This window comes from Collinsella aerofaciens, assembly GCF_039752985.1.
GTDB classification, from domain to species: Bacteria; Actinomycetota; Coriobacteriia; order Coriobacteriales; family Coriobacteriaceae; genus Collinsella; species Collinsella aerofaciens_BT.
The window spans coordinates 18,557-37,268 of the sequence record NZ_JBDMHA010000016.1 but is presented as its reverse complement, the minus strand read 5'-3'; the positions used below and the strand labels follow the sequence as shown (position 1 = coordinate 37,268).

The 18,712-nt window shown below is 58.4% G+C and carries 17 protein-coding genes and 1 pseudogene; 10 read left to right on the top strand and 8 right to left on the bottom strand.

What is annotated here, in order from left to right:
• Positions 1 to 107: 107 nt before the first annotated feature.
• Genes sufU through sufC form a run of 5 tightly spaced genes read right to left on the bottom strand, consistent with a single transcriptional unit; the run spans position 108 to position 5,341 of the window.
• Positions 108 to 530, bottom strand: a complete 423-nt coding sequence (sufU, locus tag ABHR76_RS03565; RefSeq protein ID WP_346976812.1) for a Fe-S cluster assembly sulfur transfer protein SufU — start codon at positions 528 to 530, stop codon at positions 108 to 110.
• Positions 523 to 1,848 carry an aminotransferase class V-fold PLP-dependent enzyme gene (locus ABHR76_RS03560; RefSeq protein WP_204986374.1) on the bottom strand — a complete coding sequence of 442 codons (1,326 nt, stop codon included), beginning with the start codon at positions 1,846 to 1,848 and terminating at the stop codon, positions 523 to 525. The genes sufU and ABHR76_RS03560 overlap by 8 nt, the downstream gene beginning before the upstream one ends.
• A complete protein-coding gene (locus ABHR76_RS03555) occupies positions 1,845 to 3,116 on the bottom strand; it encodes a SufB/SufD family protein (protein WP_346976811.1) in 1,272 nt (423 codons plus the stop codon). The genes ABHR76_RS03560 and ABHR76_RS03555 overlap by 4 nt, the downstream gene beginning before the upstream one ends.
• Complete coding sequence (gene sufB / locus ABHR76_RS03550; protein WP_117848423.1) at positions 3,116 to 4,528, bottom strand: Fe-S cluster assembly protein SufB; 1,413 nt, start codon at positions 4,526 to 4,528, stop codon at positions 3,116 to 3,118. Before sufB ends, ABHR76_RS03555 begins: the two co-directional genes overlap by 1 nt.
• 12 nt (positions 4,529 to 4,540) lie before the next feature.
• On the bottom strand, positions 4,541 to 5,341 hold the full coding sequence (sufC, locus tag ABHR76_RS03545; protein ID WP_117746666.1) for a Fe-S cluster assembly ATPase SufC: 801 nt from the start codon (positions 5,339 to 5,341) through the stop codon (positions 4,541 to 4,543).
• Positions 5,342 to 5,565: 224 nt separating this feature from the next.
• Here sufC and ABHR76_RS03540 point away from each other — a divergent pair, with 224 nt between their 5' ends.
• The 5 genes from ABHR76_RS03540 (at position 5,566) to ABHR76_RS03520 (ending at position 10,629) form a co-directional block, all read left to right on the top strand.
• The gene (locus ABHR76_RS03540; RefSeq protein WP_055310594.1) at positions 5,566 to 5,997 is read left to right on the top strand and encodes an RrF2 family transcriptional regulator; all 432 of its coding nucleotides are present in this window, start codon (positions 5,566 to 5,568) and stop codon (positions 5,995 to 5,997) included.
• Between the two features lie 8 nt (positions 5,998 to 6,005).
• The gene (locus tag ABHR76_RS03535; RefSeq protein ID WP_055286556.1) at positions 6,006 to 6,293 is read left to right on the top strand and encodes a nucleotidyltransferase family protein; all 288 of its coding nucleotides are present in this window, start codon (positions 6,006 to 6,008) and stop codon (positions 6,291 to 6,293) included.
• Positions 6,280 to 6,699 carry an HI0074 family nucleotidyltransferase substrate-binding subunit gene (locus ABHR76_RS03530; RefSeq protein ID WP_117746665.1) on the top strand — a complete coding sequence of 140 codons (420 nt, stop codon included), beginning with the start codon at positions 6,280 to 6,282 and terminating at the stop codon, positions 6,697 to 6,699. Before ABHR76_RS03535 ends, ABHR76_RS03530 begins: the two co-directional genes overlap by 14 nt.
• A gap of 128 nt (positions 6,700 to 6,827) precedes the next feature.
• The gene (locus ABHR76_RS03525; RefSeq protein ID WP_346976810.1) at positions 6,828 to 8,630 is read left to right on the top strand and encodes a VgrG-related protein; all 1,803 of its coding nucleotides are present in this window, start codon (positions 6,828 to 6,830) and stop codon (positions 8,628 to 8,630) included.
• Between the two features lie 202 nt (positions 8,631 to 8,832).
• Positions 8,833 to 10,629: an AAA family ATPase gene (locus ABHR76_RS03520; protein ID WP_346976809.1), complete on the top strand. Its 1,797-nt coding sequence runs from the start codon at positions 8,833 to 8,835 to the stop codon at positions 10,627 to 10,629.
• 24 nt (positions 10,630 to 10,653) lie between these two features.
• Here ABHR76_RS03520 and ABHR76_RS03515 read toward each other — a convergent pair whose 3' ends face one another.
• Positions 10,654 to 11,673: a glycosyltransferase gene (locus ABHR76_RS03515; protein ID WP_346976808.1), complete on the bottom strand. Its 1,020-nt coding sequence runs from the start codon at positions 11,671 to 11,673 to the stop codon at positions 10,654 to 10,656.
• Positions 11,674 to 11,910: 237 nt separating this feature from the next.
• On the opposite strand from ABHR76_RS03515, the gene ABHR76_RS03510 reads away from it, so the two are divergent.
• Positions 11,911 to 13,251 (top strand): hypothetical protein, encoded by a 1,341-nt coding sequence (locus ABHR76_RS03510; RefSeq protein ID WP_346976807.1) that lies wholly within the window; start codon positions 11,911 to 11,913, stop codon positions 13,249 to 13,251.
• Here the strand turns inward: ABHR76_RS03510 and ABHR76_RS03505 are convergent.
• Positions 13,248 to 14,393 (bottom strand): acyltransferase family protein, encoded by a 1,146-nt coding sequence (locus tag ABHR76_RS03505; RefSeq protein WP_346976806.1) that lies wholly within the window; start codon positions 14,391 to 14,393, stop codon positions 13,248 to 13,250. The two genes, ABHR76_RS03510 and ABHR76_RS03505, sit on opposite strands and share 4 nt — an antisense overlap.
• A 4-nt stretch (positions 14,394 to 14,397) precedes the next feature.
• Positions 14,398 to 15,498, bottom strand: coding sequence for a glycosyltransferase family 2 protein (locus tag ABHR76_RS03500; protein WP_346976805.1), 1,101 nt, complete (start codon positions 15,496 to 15,498; stop codon positions 14,398 to 14,400).
• Between the two features lie 151 nt (positions 15,499 to 15,649).
• Here ABHR76_RS03500 and ABHR76_RS03495 point away from each other — a divergent pair, with 151 nt between their 5' ends.
• The 4 genes and pseudogenes from ABHR76_RS03495 to ABHR76_RS03480 all read left to right on the top strand — a co-directional run.
• Positions 15,650 to 16,468 carry a SatD family protein gene (locus ABHR76_RS03495; protein ID WP_346976804.1) on the top strand — a complete coding sequence of 273 codons (819 nt, stop codon included), beginning with the start codon at positions 15,650 to 15,652 and terminating at the stop codon, positions 16,466 to 16,468.
• Positions 16,465 to 17,211: a DUF3307 domain-containing protein gene (locus tag ABHR76_RS03490; RefSeq protein ID WP_346976803.1), complete on the top strand. Its 747-nt coding sequence runs from the start codon at positions 16,465 to 16,467 to the stop codon at positions 17,209 to 17,211. The genes ABHR76_RS03495 and ABHR76_RS03490 overlap by 4 nt, the downstream gene beginning before the upstream one ends.
• Positions 17,212 to 17,255: 44 nt before the next feature.
• Positions 17,256 to 17,729 carry a hypothetical protein gene (locus tag ABHR76_RS03485; protein ID WP_346976802.1) on the top strand — a complete coding sequence of 158 codons (474 nt, stop codon included), beginning with the start codon at positions 17,256 to 17,258 and terminating at the stop codon, positions 17,727 to 17,729.
• Between the two features lie 142 nt (positions 17,730 to 17,871).
• Positions 17,872 to 18,712 (top strand): annotated as a pseudogene (locus ABHR76_RS03480) (hypothetical protein); the annotation flags it as partial.

Sequence of the window (18,712 nt, the reverse complement as noted above, 5' to 3'; positions counted from 1 at the left end):
CGCGCGGACTTCGTGCGTCCGGCGCTCATTAGGAAAAACAGAGCCGCCCGTATCGGGCGGCTCGGCAATCAAAAACCTTGGATTCGGGGCATACGCTACTGGTTAGTTTACCCCTCGAGCATGCCGTCGAGGGTGCGCCAGGCGAGCTCGGCGCATTTGACGCGGGCGGGCATGTGCGAGATGTCCTGAAGCTGGGCGGCCTCGTCCAGGTCTTCCAGGTCTTCCTCGGAGAGCTGCTCGCCGCGGATCATGGCGAGGAAGAGCTCTGCCAGGCGGTGAGCTTCCTCGACGGTCTCGCCGGTGATGAGGTCGGCCATGATGTCGGCACTGGCCTGGCTGATGGCGCAGCCGTGGCCGGTAAAGGAGGCCTCCTCGATCACGTTGTTCTCGACACGTAGCTGCAGGGTGAGCTCGTCTCCGCAGCTGGGGTTGATGCCGTCGTGCTCGTGCGTGGGAGCATCCATCTCGTACTTATAGTCGGGGTGCGAGTTGTGCTCCATAAATGTGGTGGAGGTGTACAGATTACCCATTGAACGTGCTCCAAACGTGATGCAGACCGGCGATGAACTTGTCAATGTCGGCCTTGTCGTTGTAGAAGGCCACGCTGGCGCGGCAGCAGGCAAGGTTCTCGACGCCCAGCCAGGTGAGCAGCGGCTGTGCGCAGTGGTGACCGGCGCGGATGCAGACGCCGTCCATGTCCATGATGCTCGCGACATCGTGCGGGTGGATACCCTTGACGTTAAAGCTCACGACGCCATGGTGATTGTCCCAATAGATGGAGCCGATAATCTGGACAAAGTCGAGCTGCATGAGTTCGCCCATCAGGTAGTGGACGAGTGCCTGCTCGCGTGCCTGGATGTTTTCGTAGCCCACGGTGTTAACCAGGTAGTCAAGCGCCGCGCCCGTGGCGAAGATGCCGGCGGCGTCCTGCGTGCCGGCCTCGAACTTCTCGGGGACGGGCGCCCAGACGGCGTCCTGCTCGGTGACCGAGTCGATCATCTCGCCGCCGGTAAGCATGGGCGGCATGGCGTTGAGCAGGTCCATCTTGCCCCACAGCACGCCGATGCCCATGGGGCCCATGGCCTTGTGCGCGCTAAAGGCAAAGAAATCGGCTCCAAGGTCGGCCACATCGACCGGCATGTGCGGCAGCGACTGCGCGCCGTCGACGACCAGATAGCCGCCGTACTTGTGCACGAGCTTGCCGAGGTTCTTGACCGGGTTCTCAACGCCCAGGACGTTAGAGACCTGACCCACGGCCAAGATCTTGGTCTTGGGGCCCACCTTGGCAAGAACTTCCTCGGTGGTGAGCTGGCCGGTCTTGGTGGGGTAGAGGTAGACGAGCTTGGCGCCGGTCTCACGGCAGACCTGCTGCCACGGAATCAGGTTGGAGTGGTGCTCCATGATGGTGATGACGACCTCGTCGCCCGGTTCGAGGACCGTGGGCGCAAAGCTCTTGGCGACCAGGTTGAGCGACTCGCTCGTGTTGCGGGTGAAGACGACCTCGTTGGCCTGGGGGGCGCCGATGACGTCGGCGATCTGCTGACGCACCTTTGCGATGGCCTCGGTGGCCTCGACGGACAGCGAGTACAGGCCGCGCAGGGGGTTGGCGTTCATGCGCTGGTAGAAGTCACGCTCGGCGTCGAGCACGCAGGCGGGGCGCTGCGCGGTGGCCGCGCTATCGAGGAAGGCGATCTCGGGGTGCTGCTGGAACAGCGGGAACTGCGCCTTGTAGGGATTGGTCTCGATGTCGACGGTAGGCCAGCCGCGCGAGGCCTCGTCGCTGGCGTCGAGTTCCATGGGCTCGGGGGCAGTACAGGTATCGCATTTAACGTGCTCGGTGTCGATCATGCGAGCTCCTCCTCAAAGTTATCGATCAAGTTGTTGCCCAGGCGGACGACGGCGGCGCGGGTGCGCTCATCGGTGGCGGAAAGCGCAGCGTCCTCCAGCTTGGCGCGGATGAACAGGTCCTCGGCGGCGTTTTGGTCAAGGCCGCGGCAGGCGAGGTAGAACAGCTGCTCGTCGCGGACGTGGCCGATGGTGGCGCCGTGGTTGCCAGCGACGTCGTCCTCGTCGCAGAGGATGACGGGGACGGTTTTGTTGTCGACGCCCTTGTTGGCGAGCAGCACGGTCTCGCGCTCGGTGCCGGTTGCGCCCTTGCAGCCGTGCACGAGGTCGATGGTGCCGCGGTAGACCTTCTTGGACGTGCCAGTCAGCACGCCGTTGGCGTCGATCTCGCACTCGGTCTTACGACCGCGGTGGCGCAGCTCGTAGTTAAAGTCGCGCACCTGTTCGCGGGCACCTAGGTAATCGGTATCGATGGTCACCTTGGCGGTGTCGCCCAGCAGATCGCCGGCGAGGCCGGTGGCGCTGGCACCGGCACCCAGGACGGTGTGCTGCACGTTGACGCGCGCGCCCTCGTCCAGGAACAGGCCGGTGTCGTCGAGTGCGATCCAGCTATCGTCGAGCGTCTGCGTGCAGGCCACGTTGACGGTGGCGTACTCGTGGGCGCACACGCGCAGCACGGATCCCACGACGCCCTCGCCGGCAACGGGGGAGTCCAGGGCGATTTGCAGGTCGAGCGTCGACTGGGGACGGACGACGACGTCGATGGCGGCGATGGCCGCGGCGGCATCGACACCGCTCACACGCACGGTAACCGTGGCGTGCTTGTATGCGGGCACATCGATGACGACGCGCTTGGTGGCGTGGTCGGCCAGGTAGGTGTAGGCAGCCTCGCCCATGCCAGTCTCGAAGGCCTCAGCGGGGGAGAGCTCCTCCTCCAGCTGGATGGCACCGGCCTGGTAGACGGAGGTGGCGGGCACGTCGAGCTCGGTCTCGGGCGTGATGCGGGCGCGGTCGGCGGCATCGCCGGGCGCGGAGGCGCGGCGCTCGGGGAAGCGCTCGGCCATGGCGTCCATGGCGGCGTCGAACGCGTCTGCCATGCCGGTAAACTGCTCGTCCAAGCCCTCGACCTCAACGGCCCCGGTGGGAGCGGCGGCAAGCTCGTCAGAGAGCTCGAGCTTGGTCTGGTTCATCTTCAGCCAGCCCCATGTGGCAGCCGGCATCGCATTGACCTGCTCAAGGGTGGTAGCAGCGGTGTTCGTGGTCTGTTTCATTATCCGATCGCTCCTTCCATCTCGAGCTTGATCAGGTTGTTCATCTCGACGGCGTACTCCAGCGGCAGCTCCTTGGAGACCGGGTTGGCAAAGCCGTTGACGATCATGGTACGGGCCTCTTCCTCCGAGATACCGCGGCTCATCAGGTAGAACACCTTATCGTCGCCGATGCGGCCGATGGTGGCCTCGTGGCCGATGTCGACGTTCTTGGCGCGGATGTCCATGGCCGGAATAGTGTCGGAGCGGCTTTGGTCGTCGAGCATCAGCGACTGGCAGCTCACGGTTGCCTTGGAGCCCTCAGCCTTGGGTGTCGCCACGATAGAGCTGCGGAACGTCTGGATGCCGCCGCTCTTGGAGATGCCCTTGGTCTCGACAGTTGCCGAGGTCTCGGGCGCGTTGAGCACGACCTTGCAGCCGGTATCGAGGTTCTGGCCGGCGCCGGCAAAGGTGATGCCGGTAAAGCTCGAGCGAGCGCGGCGGCCGTTGAGCACGCTCATGGGGTAGAGGTAGCCCACGTGGCTGCCGAAGGAGCCACTGATCCACTCGATGTCGCCGTCCTCGTCCACGCGCGCACGCTTGGTGTTGAGGTTGTACATGTTCTTGGACCAGTTCTCGATGGTCGAGTAGCGCAGGTGCGCACGCTTGCCCACAAAGAGCTCGACAGCACCGGCGTGGAGGTTGGCCACGTTGTACTTGGGCGCGGAGCAGCCCTCGATAAAGTGCAGGTCGGCGTCGTCTTCGACGATGATGAGCGTGTGCTCAAACTGGCCGGCGCCCTTGGCGTTGAGGCGGAAGTAGCTCTGCAGCGGGAAATCGAGCTTGGTGCCCTTGGGCACGTAGACAAACGAGCCGCCCGACCACACGGCGCCGTGCAGGGCCGCAAACTTGTGGTCGGTGGGCGGGATGAGCGTCATAAACTTCTCGTGAATGAGCGGCTCCCACTGCGGGTCGTGCAGGGCCTCCTCGATGCCGGAGTAGACGATGCCCATCTTGGACGCGGTGTCCTGCATGTTGTGGTAGACGAGCTCGGAGTCGTACTGCGCGCCGACGCCCGCCAAGTAGCTGCGCTCGGCCTCGGGGATGCCCAAGCGCTCAAAGGTGCTCTTGATGTCGTCGGGCACCGACTCCCAGTCGTGCTTTTGGTCGGTGTTGGGCTTGACGTAGGTGACGATGTTGTCCATGTCCAGGCCCTCGATGGAGGGGCCCCACGTCGGGTCGGGAAAACGATTGAAGATCTCGAGGGACTTTAAGCGCAGGTCGAGCATCCACTGCGGCTCGTCCTTCTTGGCGCTGATCTCGCGCACGATGTCGGGCGTGATGCCGGCGTCGAGGCGCTCGAATCCCTCCTCGCCATAGGTGAAGTCGTAGAGGCTGCGGTCGATGTCCGCGACCTCGGTGCGGTTCTTGGTCATTGCGTCGCCCCTTTACGCCTGCTGCTCGGCAACGGCGGACTCGGCCTGGGCGCGCTGCTCGGCGGCCTCGCGCTCGAAGGTCTCAAAGCCGTTCTTGTCGATCCAGGGGATCAGCGAGGCGTCGTCCTCGCGTACGATGTGGCCCTTGACCATAACGTGGACGCGGTCGACATCCAGGTGCTCCAGGATACGCGTGTTGTGCGTGATGATGAGCATGGAGCCGTCGCAGCTCTTGCGGTAGGCGTCCATGCCGTGGCTGACGGTGGAAAGGGCGTCGACGTCCAGGCCGGAGTCGGTTTCGTCCAGGATGGCGAGCTTGGGCTGCAGCAGCAGAAGCTGGAGCATCTCGACCTTCTTTTTCTCGCCGCCCGAGAAGCCCACGCCCAGCTCACGGTTGAGGTAGGCGGTGTCCATGTTGAGCTCGGCCGCGAGCTCCTTGACGCGACGGCGGAACTCCTTGCCCTTCATCTCCAGGCCGGGGCGGCCAGCGATGCTGGCACGCAAAAAGCTCGACAGCGGCACGCCCGGGATCTCGACCGGGGCCTGGAAGCTCAGAAACAGGCCGGCGCGCGAACGCTTGTCGGTGGTGAGCTCGGTGATGTCCTGGCCGTCAAAGACGATGCGGCCGTCGTTGACGGTATAGACGGAGTCGCCCATGACCAGGTGGCCGAGGGTGGACTTGCCGGCGCCGTTGGGGCCCATCAGCACGTGGGTCTCACCGGCGGCGACGTTGAGGTTGACATTGTGGAGGATGGTCTTCTCGTCCACGGAGGCGGTGAGACCATCGATGGAAAGCAGCGGATTTGCGCTCATGCTGTCCCTCTCTGTATATGGTGTACTCATAGGTGTACTAAACCCTAGGAATCTTCTCGGAATAAAGTTACTATGGGTTCGGCGTTAGTCAAGGGAAAACCCGACTAATCCACTCGACTTTTCTAGATGTGGGACAAAATAACAAGGTTTGTTTGTCCCACTTACTTAAGATTTGGGACAAACAAACCTTGTTATTTTGTCCCAGATGCGATGGGAGGGTAGGTATGCTCATTTCTTCCAAGGGCCGCTATGCCCTCCGGCTGATGATCTATATCGCGGCGCTGGGCGACGCCGAGGGCAAGATTGCCTTGCGCGAGGTTGCCGACCGTGAGCATATCTCACAAAAGTATTTGGAGCAGCTGGTTCGTCCGCTTATGAAGGCGGGCCTGCTTAAGAGCGTGCGCGGCAAGGGCGGCGGCTACATGATGGCCAAGGATCCAGCCGAGGTGCGTGCCGGCGACATCCTGCGCGCCGTCGAGGGCAGCACGGCGCCCGTGGCGTGCGACGGCATCGACAACAGCTGCACCCGCAGCGATTTGTGCTCGACCGTCAAGTTCTGGCGCGGCCTGGACGACGTGATCGAAAAGTACGTCGACGGCGTGACGTTGGCCGACCTGGCCGCCGTCCCCGAAATCAACTTTGACATTAAGCTGTAGGGGTGCAAATGGCATCTCTCGACAAGGTGTACAAGCAAATCGAAGTTTTTGCTCGGGAATGTGACGCCGAGAAGGTCGTGTTGTTTGGTTCTCGTGCTCGAGGCGACAACTTGCCCAAGAGCGATATTGACATCGCCGTAGCAGGTTGCCGGGATTTCGGCCGTTTCTCATATTTGATCGAGGAACATCTTGATACTCTTTTAGATGTAGATGTCGTCAATCTCGACGAGTCCCTATCGCAGCAATTGCTCGATGAGATTGCCAAGGATGGTGTGATTCTGTATGAAAAAATATGAGAACTTTGTTAGCGCCTTGGCGAATCTTGAGGATGCGCCCAATCAGGATCTCAACAATGATTTTGTTCAGAGTGGATTGATTAATAAGTTCAATCTTCAATTTGAACTGAGCTGGAAGCTCCTTAAGCGTCTGCTCGAGTATGAGGGCGCCACGCTTGCCGCGTCGGGGTCTCCTCGTGCCATCTTGAAGGAGTCCTACCGATTCTACGACTTTATTGATGAGGCAGCCTGGCTGGATATGCTCAGAGACCGCAATACGAACGTCCATATCTACGACAACAAGCTCGCTCAAGATTTGATTCAGCGCATCTTGAACGTCTATATTCCCGCTTTCTGTCAGTTGAGAGACGGGCTGACGAAACGTTACGGCGAGCTTCTGTTGGCGCCCGACGACCAGTTTGTCTAATTCCTTAAGATTTCGCGGAGGGTTGTTGCCGTTTACCGAGGGGTTGTTGTGCAACAACGGGCGAGCTGCAATACTTATTTCTATCTTTGCAAACTGCACTTTAACTATACCAATGCAGGGAGGATCTTATGCAGCCCAAGCATTCTGCTATTGTCGCGGGCCTGACGCTGGCGCTTTCGTTTGGCGCCGTTTCCGCGCCGGCACCCGCCGCTGCCGAGGAGCCCACGCCGGGCGTTGCCTCGGATGCCACCGATATCGATAAGGGTCTCTACACCCAGCAGTCCTTCTCGGGCGTGCTGAGGTCGGTCCAGGGCGTTTCGTTTGTCAACGTGACTCCCGAGATGAAGTACTTTACCAAGTACGAGAGCCATGGTAACTACAACCAGGGATTTTCGTATGGTGACGGCTATAACGCACTGGGTTACTATCAGTTTGATCGCCGCTGGTCGCTCATTCCGTTTATGAAGCAGGTTTACAACTACGATTCTGCCAAGTACGGCATGCTCAAGGATGCGATTGATCGCGGCAGCGAGATTTCCAACGCGAGCAATGCCATGTACGAGAACGGCCAGCTCACCGAGTTGGGCCGTATTGCGCAGGAGGCCTTCCAGGGCGCTTATAACACCGACCCTGCTGAGTTTTCGGCTCTGCAGGATGCCTATGCGTACAACTCGTACTATGCGGTGACCGAGGCGTGGCTCAAGAGCGGCCTGGGCATTGATATTTCGGGCCGCGCCGATTGCGTCAAGGGCATGGTGTGGAGCATTACCAACATGTGCGGCACCGGTGGCTGCAGGGATTTTTTCCGCTGGGCGAATCTTTCCAACGATATGTCCGACCGCGAGTTTGTGACGGCGCTCTCCAATAGCGTGGTCAACAATGTTGCCACCAAGTTTTCAAGTCAGCCCCAGTATCATGAGGGCTGGAAGAATCGTTATAAGAATGAGCTGAAGGACTGCTTGGTTTATATTGCCGAGGGCGAGGCCGCTGCCGCTGCGACGCCCGTGCAGCCCGAGCCTACACCGGCGCCCTCGCCGACACCTGATTCGAATGACGACTCGAGTGACGATGCCAACGATGACAGGATGGATGCGCCCTCGACCGATGCTGACGGTAATGGCTCTGCTGGTGGCACTACCAACGACGGCTCTACCTCGAACGGCTCCGATTCGAACGGCTCTGCTGCGGGCGATTCGCCTTCAAGCTCTGCCGGCAATACGGACAGCGACGCTTCTGGTTCGACCGACGCTGGCGCCTCTAACTCATCCACCGGCTCGAGCGATTCGTCCGCTGGCACCGGCTCTAATAACGGCTCTGGCTCTGACGCAACCCCTGATTCCGATGCTTCCGAGGACGATTCGAATAAGGCGCCGGACGCTCCCGTTGCTTCGCCGGACAAGAAGCCTTCTTTCTTCGAGCAGCTTGGTTCTACGCTGGGCTCTTCGCTGATGGCTGGCGTCAATAACGGCTCGGCCCAGAACAAGGACAACTCTGATCAGGCTTCCACGGAAAAGACCGAAGCCGCAAAGGGCGACTCCAAGGACAAGGCTTCCGAGAAGACCGAATCCGATAAGGGTTCTAGCTCTGAGGAGAAGGACGACAAATCCGCTCAGAAGAAGGACAAGAGCAAAACCGAGGGCGAAAAGAAAAAGACCGAGGGCGAAAAGAAACAGTCCGAAGACGACGACAAGAGCGGTGCTGACAACCAGAATCAGGAGCAAAATGACTCCAAAACGGTGACCACCACGACCACGACGACTACAACTACCAAGTCCTCGGGTGGCAACATGCCCAAGACGGGCGATCTGATTGTGATGGCGAGCCTTGCCAGTGCAAGCTTGGCCACGCTGGGCGCTACGTCTATCGTAAGTGGTAAGCATAAGCTCGATCAGCAGAAGAAGGCTTCTGGGGAGGACGGCTCGGAGGAGTAGCCTCTTGGTTGCTAGATAACTAAAGAGTTGGGACGGGGTCCGGTGCGAATGCATCGGGCCCCGTTTTGTTGTGCAACGATTAGTTATGCCCCCTCACACCTCTTGTTGCTACCGTTGCCCGATATGTTCGCGCGGCGTCGTCGGTACGCGCGAGGCGGTCATTACAATTGGCATCGTGCAGCGATTTAGGGGGAACGTTTTGGTGTCTGAACAGGCAAATGTTGATTGTGCTGCTGGCTTTGGCGTGCGCTTGATCGGCTGTGCCGACGATGCGGTTTTGCCCATTGGCATGCACGACTATGCGGAGGCCCTTGGTTGCTGCATGCTGGTTGACAAGACCATGTTTATTGCCGATGTGTTGGACTGCGACGCGTCCGTTGTGGTGTGCTGTCGACCCGAGGGTTTTGGCAAGAGCATGAACTTGTCGATGCTCAGGGCTTTTCTGGAGCGTCCAGCGGTCGGTCGCTCTGGTCAGCGTTTGTTTGCCGATGCTCAGATTTGGGATGCGAACGGCGGGCGCTATCGGGATGAGTATGCTTGCTATCCGGTGATATCGCTGGATTTTTCTGGCGCTGCGAGGCGTGGCGCCGCTATTGCCGACGTCGTGCGCGATGCTCTTTCGGACGAGTGCGCCCGCCTGCTGGCGCTTTTGGAGGCTCCGGATTTAGCTCGAGACAAGGTGCGTCACATCGAACGTGTTGCGCGTGGCGCGGCGAGCGAGGACGAGGTCGCCTCGGTGCTTGGCGTGCTCATTGAGCTGCTGGAGATGGCCTGCGATGAGCAGGTTGTATTGCTCGTTGATGGGTACGACGCGGCGTGGTTGGGCCGTGCGAGCGCGAGGGTCGCTTCCGGCGCCGATCCGGCAGGGATATTTGATCGCGTGCTTTTCGAGGTCATTGCCACTGCGCGCGATTCGTTGCGGCTGACGTGTCTGATGGGGGAATGTCCCGGCCCTGCCGAAGCGGCGCTTTCTTTGCATGGCTGCTCGTATTGTCTGACGACGCCGCTTTCGACCTGGTGTGACCGTTGTTTCGGCTTTTCGGATGCCGAGGTCCAGGCTCTGTTGAATCATGCTGGGCGCGAGGAATACCTTGATGATGCGCGTGAATGGCTCGAGGGATATCGGTTTGGTAGGGCTTATTGCTCGAGTCCAGCGCGTGTGATCGGTTTTCTGGACCGAGGCTGCACGGTGCCTGTGCGCGCCGATCTGTATGGGTATGCGGACTGCTTGAGTAGGGTAGTTGCCGGGTGGAATCTCGACCGCCTTTCGGTCTTGTTCGATTTGCTCGAGGCCCATGGGTGCGCTGAGGTTTCGCTTTGTTTGGGCACTGCAGAGCCAGATGTCTCGCCTGATGATGGCCTGTGGACGGCGCTGTATCTGTCAGGCTTCCTGACGACAGATATGACTGAGGAGCCAGAACATGGCAATCGCCTCCGTGCCTTGCGGTTGCCCAATAACGAGCTTCGCCAGGCCTTGCGTCTAGTGATTGTTGAGTGGTTTGAGTGCGCTGCCGAAGACATTCGAGACGTCGATGCGTTTCGCGACGGGCTGTGCCGTGGGAACGAGGATACGGTGAGGCGGGCGCTAAGCCGCATCCTGGGGGATGCGGGAATCGGTGAGACCGACCCAGATAAGCCGCTACCATATCATCTGCTCTTGCAGGGGCTCTGCTTTGGCTTGCCGGGCTATGCCAATCCTGCCTCGAGGCGAAAGTGTGGTGCGGGTCGCTGGGACATCCAGGTTTTCCCTACGGGTGCTGTGTTCGACGTAGCAGATACGATTGGCATGCTGGACGAGCGCCCGCTGATAACGATTAACTTGATGTATGATCCCGATGTGGATGCGCTGGGCCTGGAATTGCTGGCCGTGCAGTCGCTACTCGACATAGAGCGCAACAGCATCGACGAAATCCGTGTACCGCGCCCCGGCGTGGGTCGCATGCGCTGGGGGTTCGGTTTTGATGGGCAGCATGTGGCTACGGTGTGCCAGCGGCTTTAAGCGCCGAGGTGTTTCCGGCTTCCGTTACTCGGTGTCCTTCATGGGCGGCATGGGCTTCCAGTTGGGATCCTTGATGATCTTGCGGGCGTCCTTCATGCCTCGGCGCAGCGCCGGAATACCGGTCTTAAAGCACTTGTCAACGGCAGCCAGGCGAATGAATTCCTTGCAGAAGGTCGCGGCGTTGCCCAGACGGAACAGCACGGGGTGATAGTCGCCGTAAATCTGCATGTAGCGGGCCAGATAACCGCGGTTGCGCATGATGTAGTAGCGGTTGGTGTCGCTCGTAGAGTTGAGCTGGCGCTTGCCGGCGATATCCCAGTTAGAGACGGCGCGGGCGCGCTTGAGCACCAGGTCGGCCACAACGGCGGCGGGGAAGTGCTGGCTGGCTACGTAGCCGTAGCAGGCATCGTCGCCGTAGATAAAGAAGCGCGCGTCGGGCAGGCCAATCTTGTCGACCACGCGGCGCGAGAACATGCCGCCCTCAAAGCACAGCTGGTTCATGGCGCGGTAGCCCTCGGGACCCAGATCCCACTTGGCGACAGGGTTTGGAATGCCGAGCGAAAGGATCAGTTGGTACTGCCAAAAGAACGCGCCGCCGTCGAAGTCCAGGCGCGAACCCTGGATGACATCGTAGCGGTCGGTCCACTTGGCAAGACGCTCGATGCCTTCGGGGATGACGAGCACGTCGTCGTCCATCACCCAGAACCACTGGGCGCCCAGGTCGTAGGCGCATTTAGTGCCGGCGGAGAAGCCGCCTGCACCGCCGCCGTTTTCAAGCTGCGGGGCGTAGATGACACGGTCGGTGCCGCCCTGCGCGTCGGGCTGCTCGGTGTCGATGCCCCACAGGTTGGCGAGGCGCTCGTTGAATGCGGTGCACATGGCCTCGGTCTCGCGCGAATTCTCGTTATCGACAATCACGATGCGCCAGGGCGTTGCCGTGAGCTCGGTCATAGAGTCGAACAAGTTGGCCAGGAGTTCCTGGCGCTTGTACGTAACGACGACGATGGCGAGCTTGTCTATGGGGGCGGGAAGGGTGGAAGTCATGAACGAGAATATCCTTTCGCGTGGGCAGCATATCGGCCCTGCGGAATAAACAGCGTGTCCCATGGGACACGTCTATTGTAAGCGTAGGCGGGCGCCCGCGGGTAATGTTCCGCTAATCACCAAGAACGTTTGCTACAAGCCTGGTTGACTTGTGTGCGTGGCGAGATTGCAAGCGCGCATTGTGGTATTACATAAGTGCCGATTCTTGTGGACGCAATCTTTCTGTTTGGATGGCCTGTGAATAAAACTCGTTTAGCCTCCCTTGCCGATAGCCTTTCCGTCAAGGTCATGTTGCTGTTTTTGGTTTTTCAGGTCGCATTTGTCCTGAGCAATACCGCAGCGAATTGCCTACCGAGGCCCGTTATCGAGTCGCATGCGCAGGGTTCGGAGTCCTCGGCCCTGTTGACTGACATGTATGTCTACGACCACCGTGTTGCAGCTGGTCCTGTTTGCTTTGATAACAATCGTTTTGTCATTGAAGTCGCACGGCAAAAGGACCAAGGTTCTCCGTTTAAGACGATGGCTGTTGCCGAGATTGATGACGTTACGAAAGCCAACGGGATTACGCATCAGCAGTATTACCGGTATTGGCATGGATGGCAGCTACTTACGAATGCCTGCCTGTTTATTGGCGGTATCGACGTTGTCGTGGTGCCTGCGGCCGCTCTGGCGATTGCCGGATCCGCTTGCGCTTACGTTGCCTTGCGGAAGCGATTTTCAAAGCTATTGACGTTGGGTTTCGTTGTAATCCTGTTGTTTTCAACCAATCTGTTTTTCAATTTTATCGGTGATCTGCTTCTGTGCATCTCGTTCTTTGTTGCGCTCATCATGATGTCTTGTATGAGTCTTCGTTTGGGGTCGGCTCCGAACGCACGGGCTTTTACAAGCCGTCTTGTCCTTTGGTCGATTGCGACGGGTGCCGTGTTTTCGTTTCTTGACTTTTTAACGATTCCTGCCGCTGTTGTCGCCCTGCATTGCTTTTTCGCCTTCATTGCGCTCCCCGAGGGCGAGCGCCCCAAGCGCTGCGTCGTCACGATGCTGCAGGCGCTCTTTGGGTTTGGGCTTTCGTTTGTGTTTACCTGGGCGATGAAATGGGTTGTCGCGGCGTTTGTGCTGGGCTGGAACGAGGTCTTTTCGAACGTTCTGGGCGAGATGGGCCTTTGGTCTGCGCATGGGACTTCGTCACTGTTGCCCCAGGCTGACTGGCCTCAGATTTTGAAGGAGTTTTATAGCATGAGCCCGCAGCTGTTCGCCATTTGCTCAACTGCTGGTTATGCGATGATCTCGAACGTTGTTTGTCTTGTTTCGTTTGCTGCCGTATTGGCGATTTGGATTGCCGTGCTCGTTTGCTCGATACGGGGCGGAGCGCAAGGTGGTCGTCGTCGCAAGATGTTGATCCAGTCACTGCTCATGGCGCTGCCTCTGGTGGTTGTTCTGGGTTATTTCGTTGTTATGCATGACCATGCAATCGTTCATATTCCGGTATTTGGCTGCAAGAACTGGGCGATTGTCTTTGCGATTTTATTTGCTTCTGGTGTAAGCGCGCTTCGTGGTCTGAGGAGTCAGAAGGTCGCTTAGCCTTTCATGTGGGCCTTGATGGTCGCGACTACGGCCCTGCGCACGATATCCACGAGGAGCAGGGAAAGCGCGAGGCAAAGGCTCATTAGGATTCCGAGCAAAATGGCGGCGGCTGGACGGGGCTCTCCCGTTTGGATGCCTGTCGCCATGGTGTAGATCGCTTTGTCGAAGATGGGTCGCCAGACGTTGCAGGTGAACGACTGTACGGCGTAGAAAGCGAGCGTTCCTGCGGCGAGAGTCACGATTGTCTTGTCTGCAGTTGGGACTTCGTGGCGTGGCTGATGGAGCGCTGCGGCGGCAACGGATGCAACGGCTAAGATGAAGGATATGACGGAAGTTGACTTGTAGGAGAGCTTCCAGAGCGCGTCGTACTGGCTGTTTGTCGATAGCAGGAGCTCGAGCGTGACGGTGGCGGCAATAAGTCCGATAAGCACGATCTTGGATTTCTGAGAGCCGGATGCGTTGCCGAGGTATTCGAGGACAAACCGCATTTCTCCAGCTGCAATAAACGCGACCAGGTAGGTAACGGCGCTCATGAGCTTGCGCCACAAAACGACACCGGCAGCTCCGTTTACCGTCGCCGCGATGTAGCAGTTGATTCCAAATGTTGCGAGCACGAGGAGTGCTACGACAAACGGGGCCCTTATGCTGCCGATTCGCTGTCGTATCAACGCAATCACTGGGACGAGCAATACGGAGGCGGCGTAGACCCAGATAAACTCGATGCCCAGCGTAAGCCAGCCAATCTCGTGTAGCGAGATTTCGGGCAGGGGATAGACGTACATCGAGATAAGCAGGCAGGCAGCGCAATAAAAGAGCGTGGGCAAGACGATCTTCTTTAACCGCGCAAGCGATTTACGAGCGAGGTCCGGTGCGGATGACCCGTTTTGGAGGGCGCGAACTGCCGAAGGGATAAGGAAGTACCCCGAGATCATAAAAAAGACCTCGTTGGCCCAGCAGCCCAGCAGGTTGATAAAGCCGAGCGCGCCGGAGTAAGGGAAGACAGCGAGCGGCGCGTATTCCGGTAGGCCGGTGCAGACGGCTTGGAAGGTCCACTGAAACGTGTGGAATATGGCGATCCCAGCGACCGCCACCAGGCGCAGCGCTTCGATGGAGGTATTTCTGCTTGCTTTGCTGCCCATCAGACTATTTTCCAGCGCGTGCGTTGTATGAACCAAAGTGCGATGTGATCATTTTTAGAGTCTGCTTGGGGCCCTTGTTCCATACGTTATACAAGCCCTCGCCCACGAGGTCCTTGGCGTACGCGCAGTAGCTGATTTTAGGGTCGGCGATGCCCATATACTCGGCATAGAGCTTTTTGGCCACGGGGGTAACGCGAGGATTGGCAAATACCAGCTCTTGCGGCATGCGTTCGAACATCTTGTGGATCGCCCGCTCGATTTCGGGGTGCCCCTCAATTCCGGTGTGCTCAATCATGATGCCCATATAGGTGAAGCCGCGTGTGATTTGCGGTGTCCAAACGGCGGGGTCGGTGACGTTGAGCCGCTCAAGGATATCAACCATGTCGTTCCAGCGATTAAACGGCATCAGGGGATCACGCTTGGCCAGGGCGGCTGCCTTTTCGGGTGTTTCCTCGCGGTAGCAGTAATACGGCTTGGGCCAGTAAGCGATCGCCTTTGCCTGGCAGAGCGTTTCGACAAGGAATGGATTGTCGGCCCAGCCCGCACCGGGGATTTCCTTAAACCAGATATTGTTTTGCATCAGGAAGTCGCGACGATAGATTGCCGACCAAATGGACGGATGATGGGCCAGCAGGTGTGGAGCGTCGTGAATGGTGAACGGTTGCCGAGGCGGTTTAATGCGACCGCGATATGCGCAATGTAGTTTGACCTCTTGGGGGGTATCGGGGTTGCGAATGATCCAATACGGGGTCTCGATAATATCGAGCTTGTTCGGATCGCCAAATTCGCGCATGGCAAAGGCAAGCATGTCGGAGTACATTCCGGGCTCGATCCAGTCATCGGGCTCGAGGATGGCAATCCAGTCGCCCTTTGCCTCGCGAATGCCCAGATTGCAGGTTGCGCCGTAACCCTGGTTTGCCTTATCGATCACTCGAGCGCGTGAGTCGCGCGCAGCGAATTCTTGCATAACGGCGAGCGAGTTATCGGTGGATCCGTCGTTGATGGCGAGGATCTCCAGCTCGATTTTGTTTTCGTTTAATAGACTGCCTATAGCCTGAGAAAGATACGGCTCGGCATTGTAAGTAGGCACGATTACGGTCAGCATTCAAACACTTTCTCTAGGCGATTTGGAAGAATTATAGCCTATTACAATGCAACGATTTCAGTTGCATCCGCCATAAAGAAACTAAAACCGTTGCAAATGAGCGAAAGCAACTAAAATAGTTGCTATAATCGCCATGAGGAAAGGAAGCCTGATGAACAATAGCTATTCGGCCCTCATGGTTGATATGAGACATTCGAGATGTCTTTCGGACAGTAGGAGGCAAAGCGCGCAGGAAGATCTTGCGAACGCTATGGACTGCACAAACGAGCTGTTTAAAACTGAGCTCGAAATGCCGCTTATGTTTAGTGCGGGCGATGAATTGCAGGGCCTATTTCGTAGTACGGCTGGCGCTTTCTTGGCATATAGATTTATCAAGATACTCGTCCAGACGGTTGATCTTAGGGGTGGTATCGGAGTTGGAGAATGGAAAACTCGGATGCAGTCTGCATTGTCGACGGAGCAAGACGGGTCGGCATACCATCGTGCACGCAGAGCAATTGCTGCGTCCGAAAAAGATAAGTACAGTAATTTGAAGATCATTGATGCTTCGGGTGTTTCGCGTGAGAAAGAGCTGTGCGCGGCGGGCTGTCTGGAAATAATCGATCGCAGAAACGAGTCGCAGCGTAATTACTGCGAGGTTGTTGAGTTGCTGCGGCCGCTAATGCTGCACGAGGGCACAGACGCGACTTTGAGCAAAAGGTATACTGAGCTCTTCGAAACACGTATAGGCAAAAAGTATGGCGCTAAAAGCAATCCGATCGATTGCGCGCCAGTGGCGTTGGGCAGCTCGCTCAACCTCAACGTAGATAGCATCAGGGCTAGTCATGTAGGGCTTGCGGGGCAAATGGGCGTTGCGATGGGGAAGACGAGGCAGGGGCTTGAGAAAAGCCTTAGACTCGCGAATGTTGTAAGAGAAAGAGAGCTGGCTGCTTTCGCCGTTCATTTCCTTAATGAGCTGGAGATGGCATGAGAGTATTCGGGTGTTTCCTTCTGTTTCATATGCTGTTCGACTTTTATTTTCAGTCGAATAAGATGGCAGGCGAGAAGGAATACAGCAGAATTGCCCTTGCCATGCACTGCTTAGTTTACGCGGCCGGCGCCGCAGCAACAGTAGCTCTTCTGTTTGAGGCGAGTGCAACCGCCATTGCTGCGTCCTTTACAGTATTTGCCCTTTCACATTGGATTATCGATGGCAGCCTGAGAAGAGCGTTTGCAGGACTTGACCTTTCGCCGGTCGGTAGTTTTCTGGCCGATCAAGTGCTGCACATTATAATTCTGCTCATATTGAGCGTTCTATGTTGCTATTTGTGGGCCATGCGGCCAATTGCTTCGAATCTCTTGGGCGCTCGTGGAGCGGAGCTCTCTTGGATTTCGACACTGTGCTTTTGTGGACGCCCTTGTAGCATTGTTATTGCAAAGGTGCTCCAATCTCTTCGAAACCCGGGTGTTGAGCAGTCGGCGGATACGACAACCGCACATTCAGGCAAGTGGATTGGAATATTTGAAAGACTGATTGTCGCGGCGCTTTCCCTGCTGAACCAATATTCGGCTATTGCATTTATTTTTACTGCAAAAAGTATCGCGCGCTTTAAGCAGCTGGAAAGTGACAAGGATTTCGCTGAGGTTTATTTGCTGGGTTCATTGGCAAGCGTGTTCTTGGCAATGGCTTCTGCGATCTTATTTAGTTATTTGTTTAGCGGCACCGCTTGTTGAAGTTATTAGAAACGTTAGATAGGTGAAGGATTGAGAGGCCGTCTATGGATGTCCTATCTGTTGAATTCCATCGGGAACTTATTAATAAATTAAAGCTGTGCGTACATCGCTTGACTATGCGGCCGGGCTTATTTCGCGGCGATTATTGCGATTCCTTTGATGGGTTCCTTGCTGGAGAGGCGGTATCGTTTCTTTACGTTCGTGATCCGGGTCCGTTGCAAGACATGCTGGAGACTGATTTTATCGACGTGTTTCTTTATGAAAGCGATATTCGTAATTGCTTTTACTTCATTAGAAACGCTGGAATTAGCGCAATGCGAAAAGGGAACAAAGGCCTGTTATTCGATAAGAGCCTATCGAAGAAGGAATTCCTTGACAGTATTTATGAGCAGCTGAAGCAAATGGAAGATACTGACTGCTTCTCAAAAGACGAGGCAAGTGATCTTGTTTATGCAATAGGGAACAGTTTGATTGACAGTGAGAGTCCTTCGTTTAAAAGAGTTTTGGGTGGGCACTGATTTTTGAGCCACGCTGCTTTCAGCCGTCGGTAAACACTCATTGGCCAAATGGCAAATAGTCCATCCGGCTTGGCCCCCGTCCCCCCAATCTAGTAGACTCTAAACCGTTGCTAGATTAGGGGGATTTTCCATGAGACGCTCCATGAAACGAGTTTCCGGGGCCGCCGCCGTCCTCGCGGTCGCGGCCGCCCTGGCCCTGTGCGGGCCCGCGGCCTACGGCGCCCCCGCCGCCTCGGGCGACGCGCAGCCGCTCCCCGGCGAGGCGCAGCCCGCCGGCGGGGAGTCCGGCGCCCAGGACGAGGCCGCCCGGGCCGAAACCGCCCAGGCCGACGGGGGCCAGGCGGAGGCCGCGCAGTCCGATGGGGCCACTGCCGTCTCGCTGTCCTATTCCGCCCACGTCTCCAATATCGGCTGGATGGGCGCCGTCGCCGGCGGCGAGACCGCCGGCACGACCGGCAGGGGGCTCCCCCTCGAGGCGCTGCGCCTCGTCCTGTCCGACGCCTCGACCGGCGAGCCCCTCGGCACCGACGCCATATCCGTCGAGGCCCACGTCTCGAACGTCGGCTGGCAGCCCGCCGTCGGCAACGGCGGCACCGCCGGCACGACCGGCCAGTCCCGCGCCGTCGAGGCCCTGAGGGTCAGGCTGTCCGGCGAGCTGTCCGCCCGCTACACCGTCTGGTACCGCGTCCACTCCGCGGAGTTCGGCTGGCTGGGCTGGGCGTGCGACGGCGCCGACGCCGGATCGGCTGGCTACGGCCGCGCCGTCCAGGCCGTCCAGGTCGCGGTCCTGCCCAAGGGCGACCCCGCCCCGGGCGACACCTCCACGCCCTTCGTCGACAGGTCCTCCGAGCCCCCCTCGGTCTCCTACCGCGCCCATGTCGCCGGCATCGGCTGGCAGGGCGCCGTCTCGGACGGCGCCGTGGCCGGCACCACCGGGCAGGGCCGCGCCCTCGAGGCCCTCTCGGGCTCCGTGTCCTGGTACG

What these genes read in the sequence shown, in the direction of transcription:
- sufU (WP_346976812.1), bottom strand. Translation starts at nt 530, where the DNA reads ATGGGTAATCTGTACACCTCCACCACATTTATGGAGCACAACTCGCAC.
- ABHR76_RS03560 (WP_204986374.1), bottom strand. Translation starts at nt 1,848, where the DNA reads ATGATCGACACCGAGCACGTTAAATGCGATACCTGTACTGCCCCCGAG.
- ABHR76_RS03555 (WP_346976811.1), bottom strand. Translation starts at nt 3,116, where the DNA reads ATGAAACAGACCACGAACACCGCTGCTACCACCCTTGAGCAGGTCAAT.
- sufB (WP_117848423.1), bottom strand. Translation starts at nt 4,528, where the DNA reads ATGACCAAGAACCGCACCGAGGTCGCGGACATCGACCGCAGCCTCTAC.
- sufC (WP_117746666.1), bottom strand. Translation starts at nt 5,341, where the DNA reads ATGAGCGCAAATCCGCTGCTTTCCATCGATGGTCTCACCGCCTCCGTG.
- ABHR76_RS03540 (WP_055310594.1), top strand. Translation starts at nt 5,566, where the DNA reads ATGCTCATTTCTTCCAAGGGCCGCTATGCCCTCCGGCTGATGATCTAT.
- ABHR76_RS03535 (WP_055286556.1), top strand. Translation starts at nt 6,006, where the DNA reads ATGGCATCTCTCGACAAGGTGTACAAGCAAATCGAAGTTTTTGCTCGG.
- ABHR76_RS03530 (WP_117746665.1), top strand. Translation starts at nt 6,280, where the DNA reads ATGAAAAAATATGAGAACTTTGTTAGCGCCTTGGCGAATCTTGAGGAT.
- ABHR76_RS03525 (WP_346976810.1), top strand. Translation starts at nt 6,828, where the DNA reads ATGCAGCCCAAGCATTCTGCTATTGTCGCGGGCCTGACGCTGGCGCTT.
- ABHR76_RS03515 (WP_346976808.1), bottom strand. Translation starts at nt 11,673, where the DNA reads ATGACTTCCACCCTTCCCGCCCCCATAGACAAGCTCGCCATCGTCGTC.
- ABHR76_RS03505 (WP_346976806.1), bottom strand. Translation starts at nt 14,393, where the DNA reads ATGGGCAGCAAAGCAAGCAGAAATACCTCCATCGAAGCGCTGCGCCTG.
- ABHR76_RS03500 (WP_346976805.1), bottom strand. Translation starts at nt 15,498, where the DNA reads ATGCTGACCGTAATCGTGCCTACTTACAATGCCGAGCCGTATCTTTCT.
- ABHR76_RS03495 (WP_346976804.1), top strand. Translation starts at nt 15,650, where the DNA reads ATGAACAATAGCTATTCGGCCCTCATGGTTGATATGAGACATTCGAGA.
- ABHR76_RS03490 (WP_346976803.1), top strand. Translation starts at nt 16,465, where the DNA reads ATGAGAGTATTCGGGTGTTTCCTTCTGTTTCATATGCTGTTCGACTTT.
- ABHR76_RS03485 (WP_346976802.1), top strand. Translation starts at nt 17,256, where the DNA reads ATGGATGTCCTATCTGTTGAATTCCATCGGGAACTTATTAATAAATTA.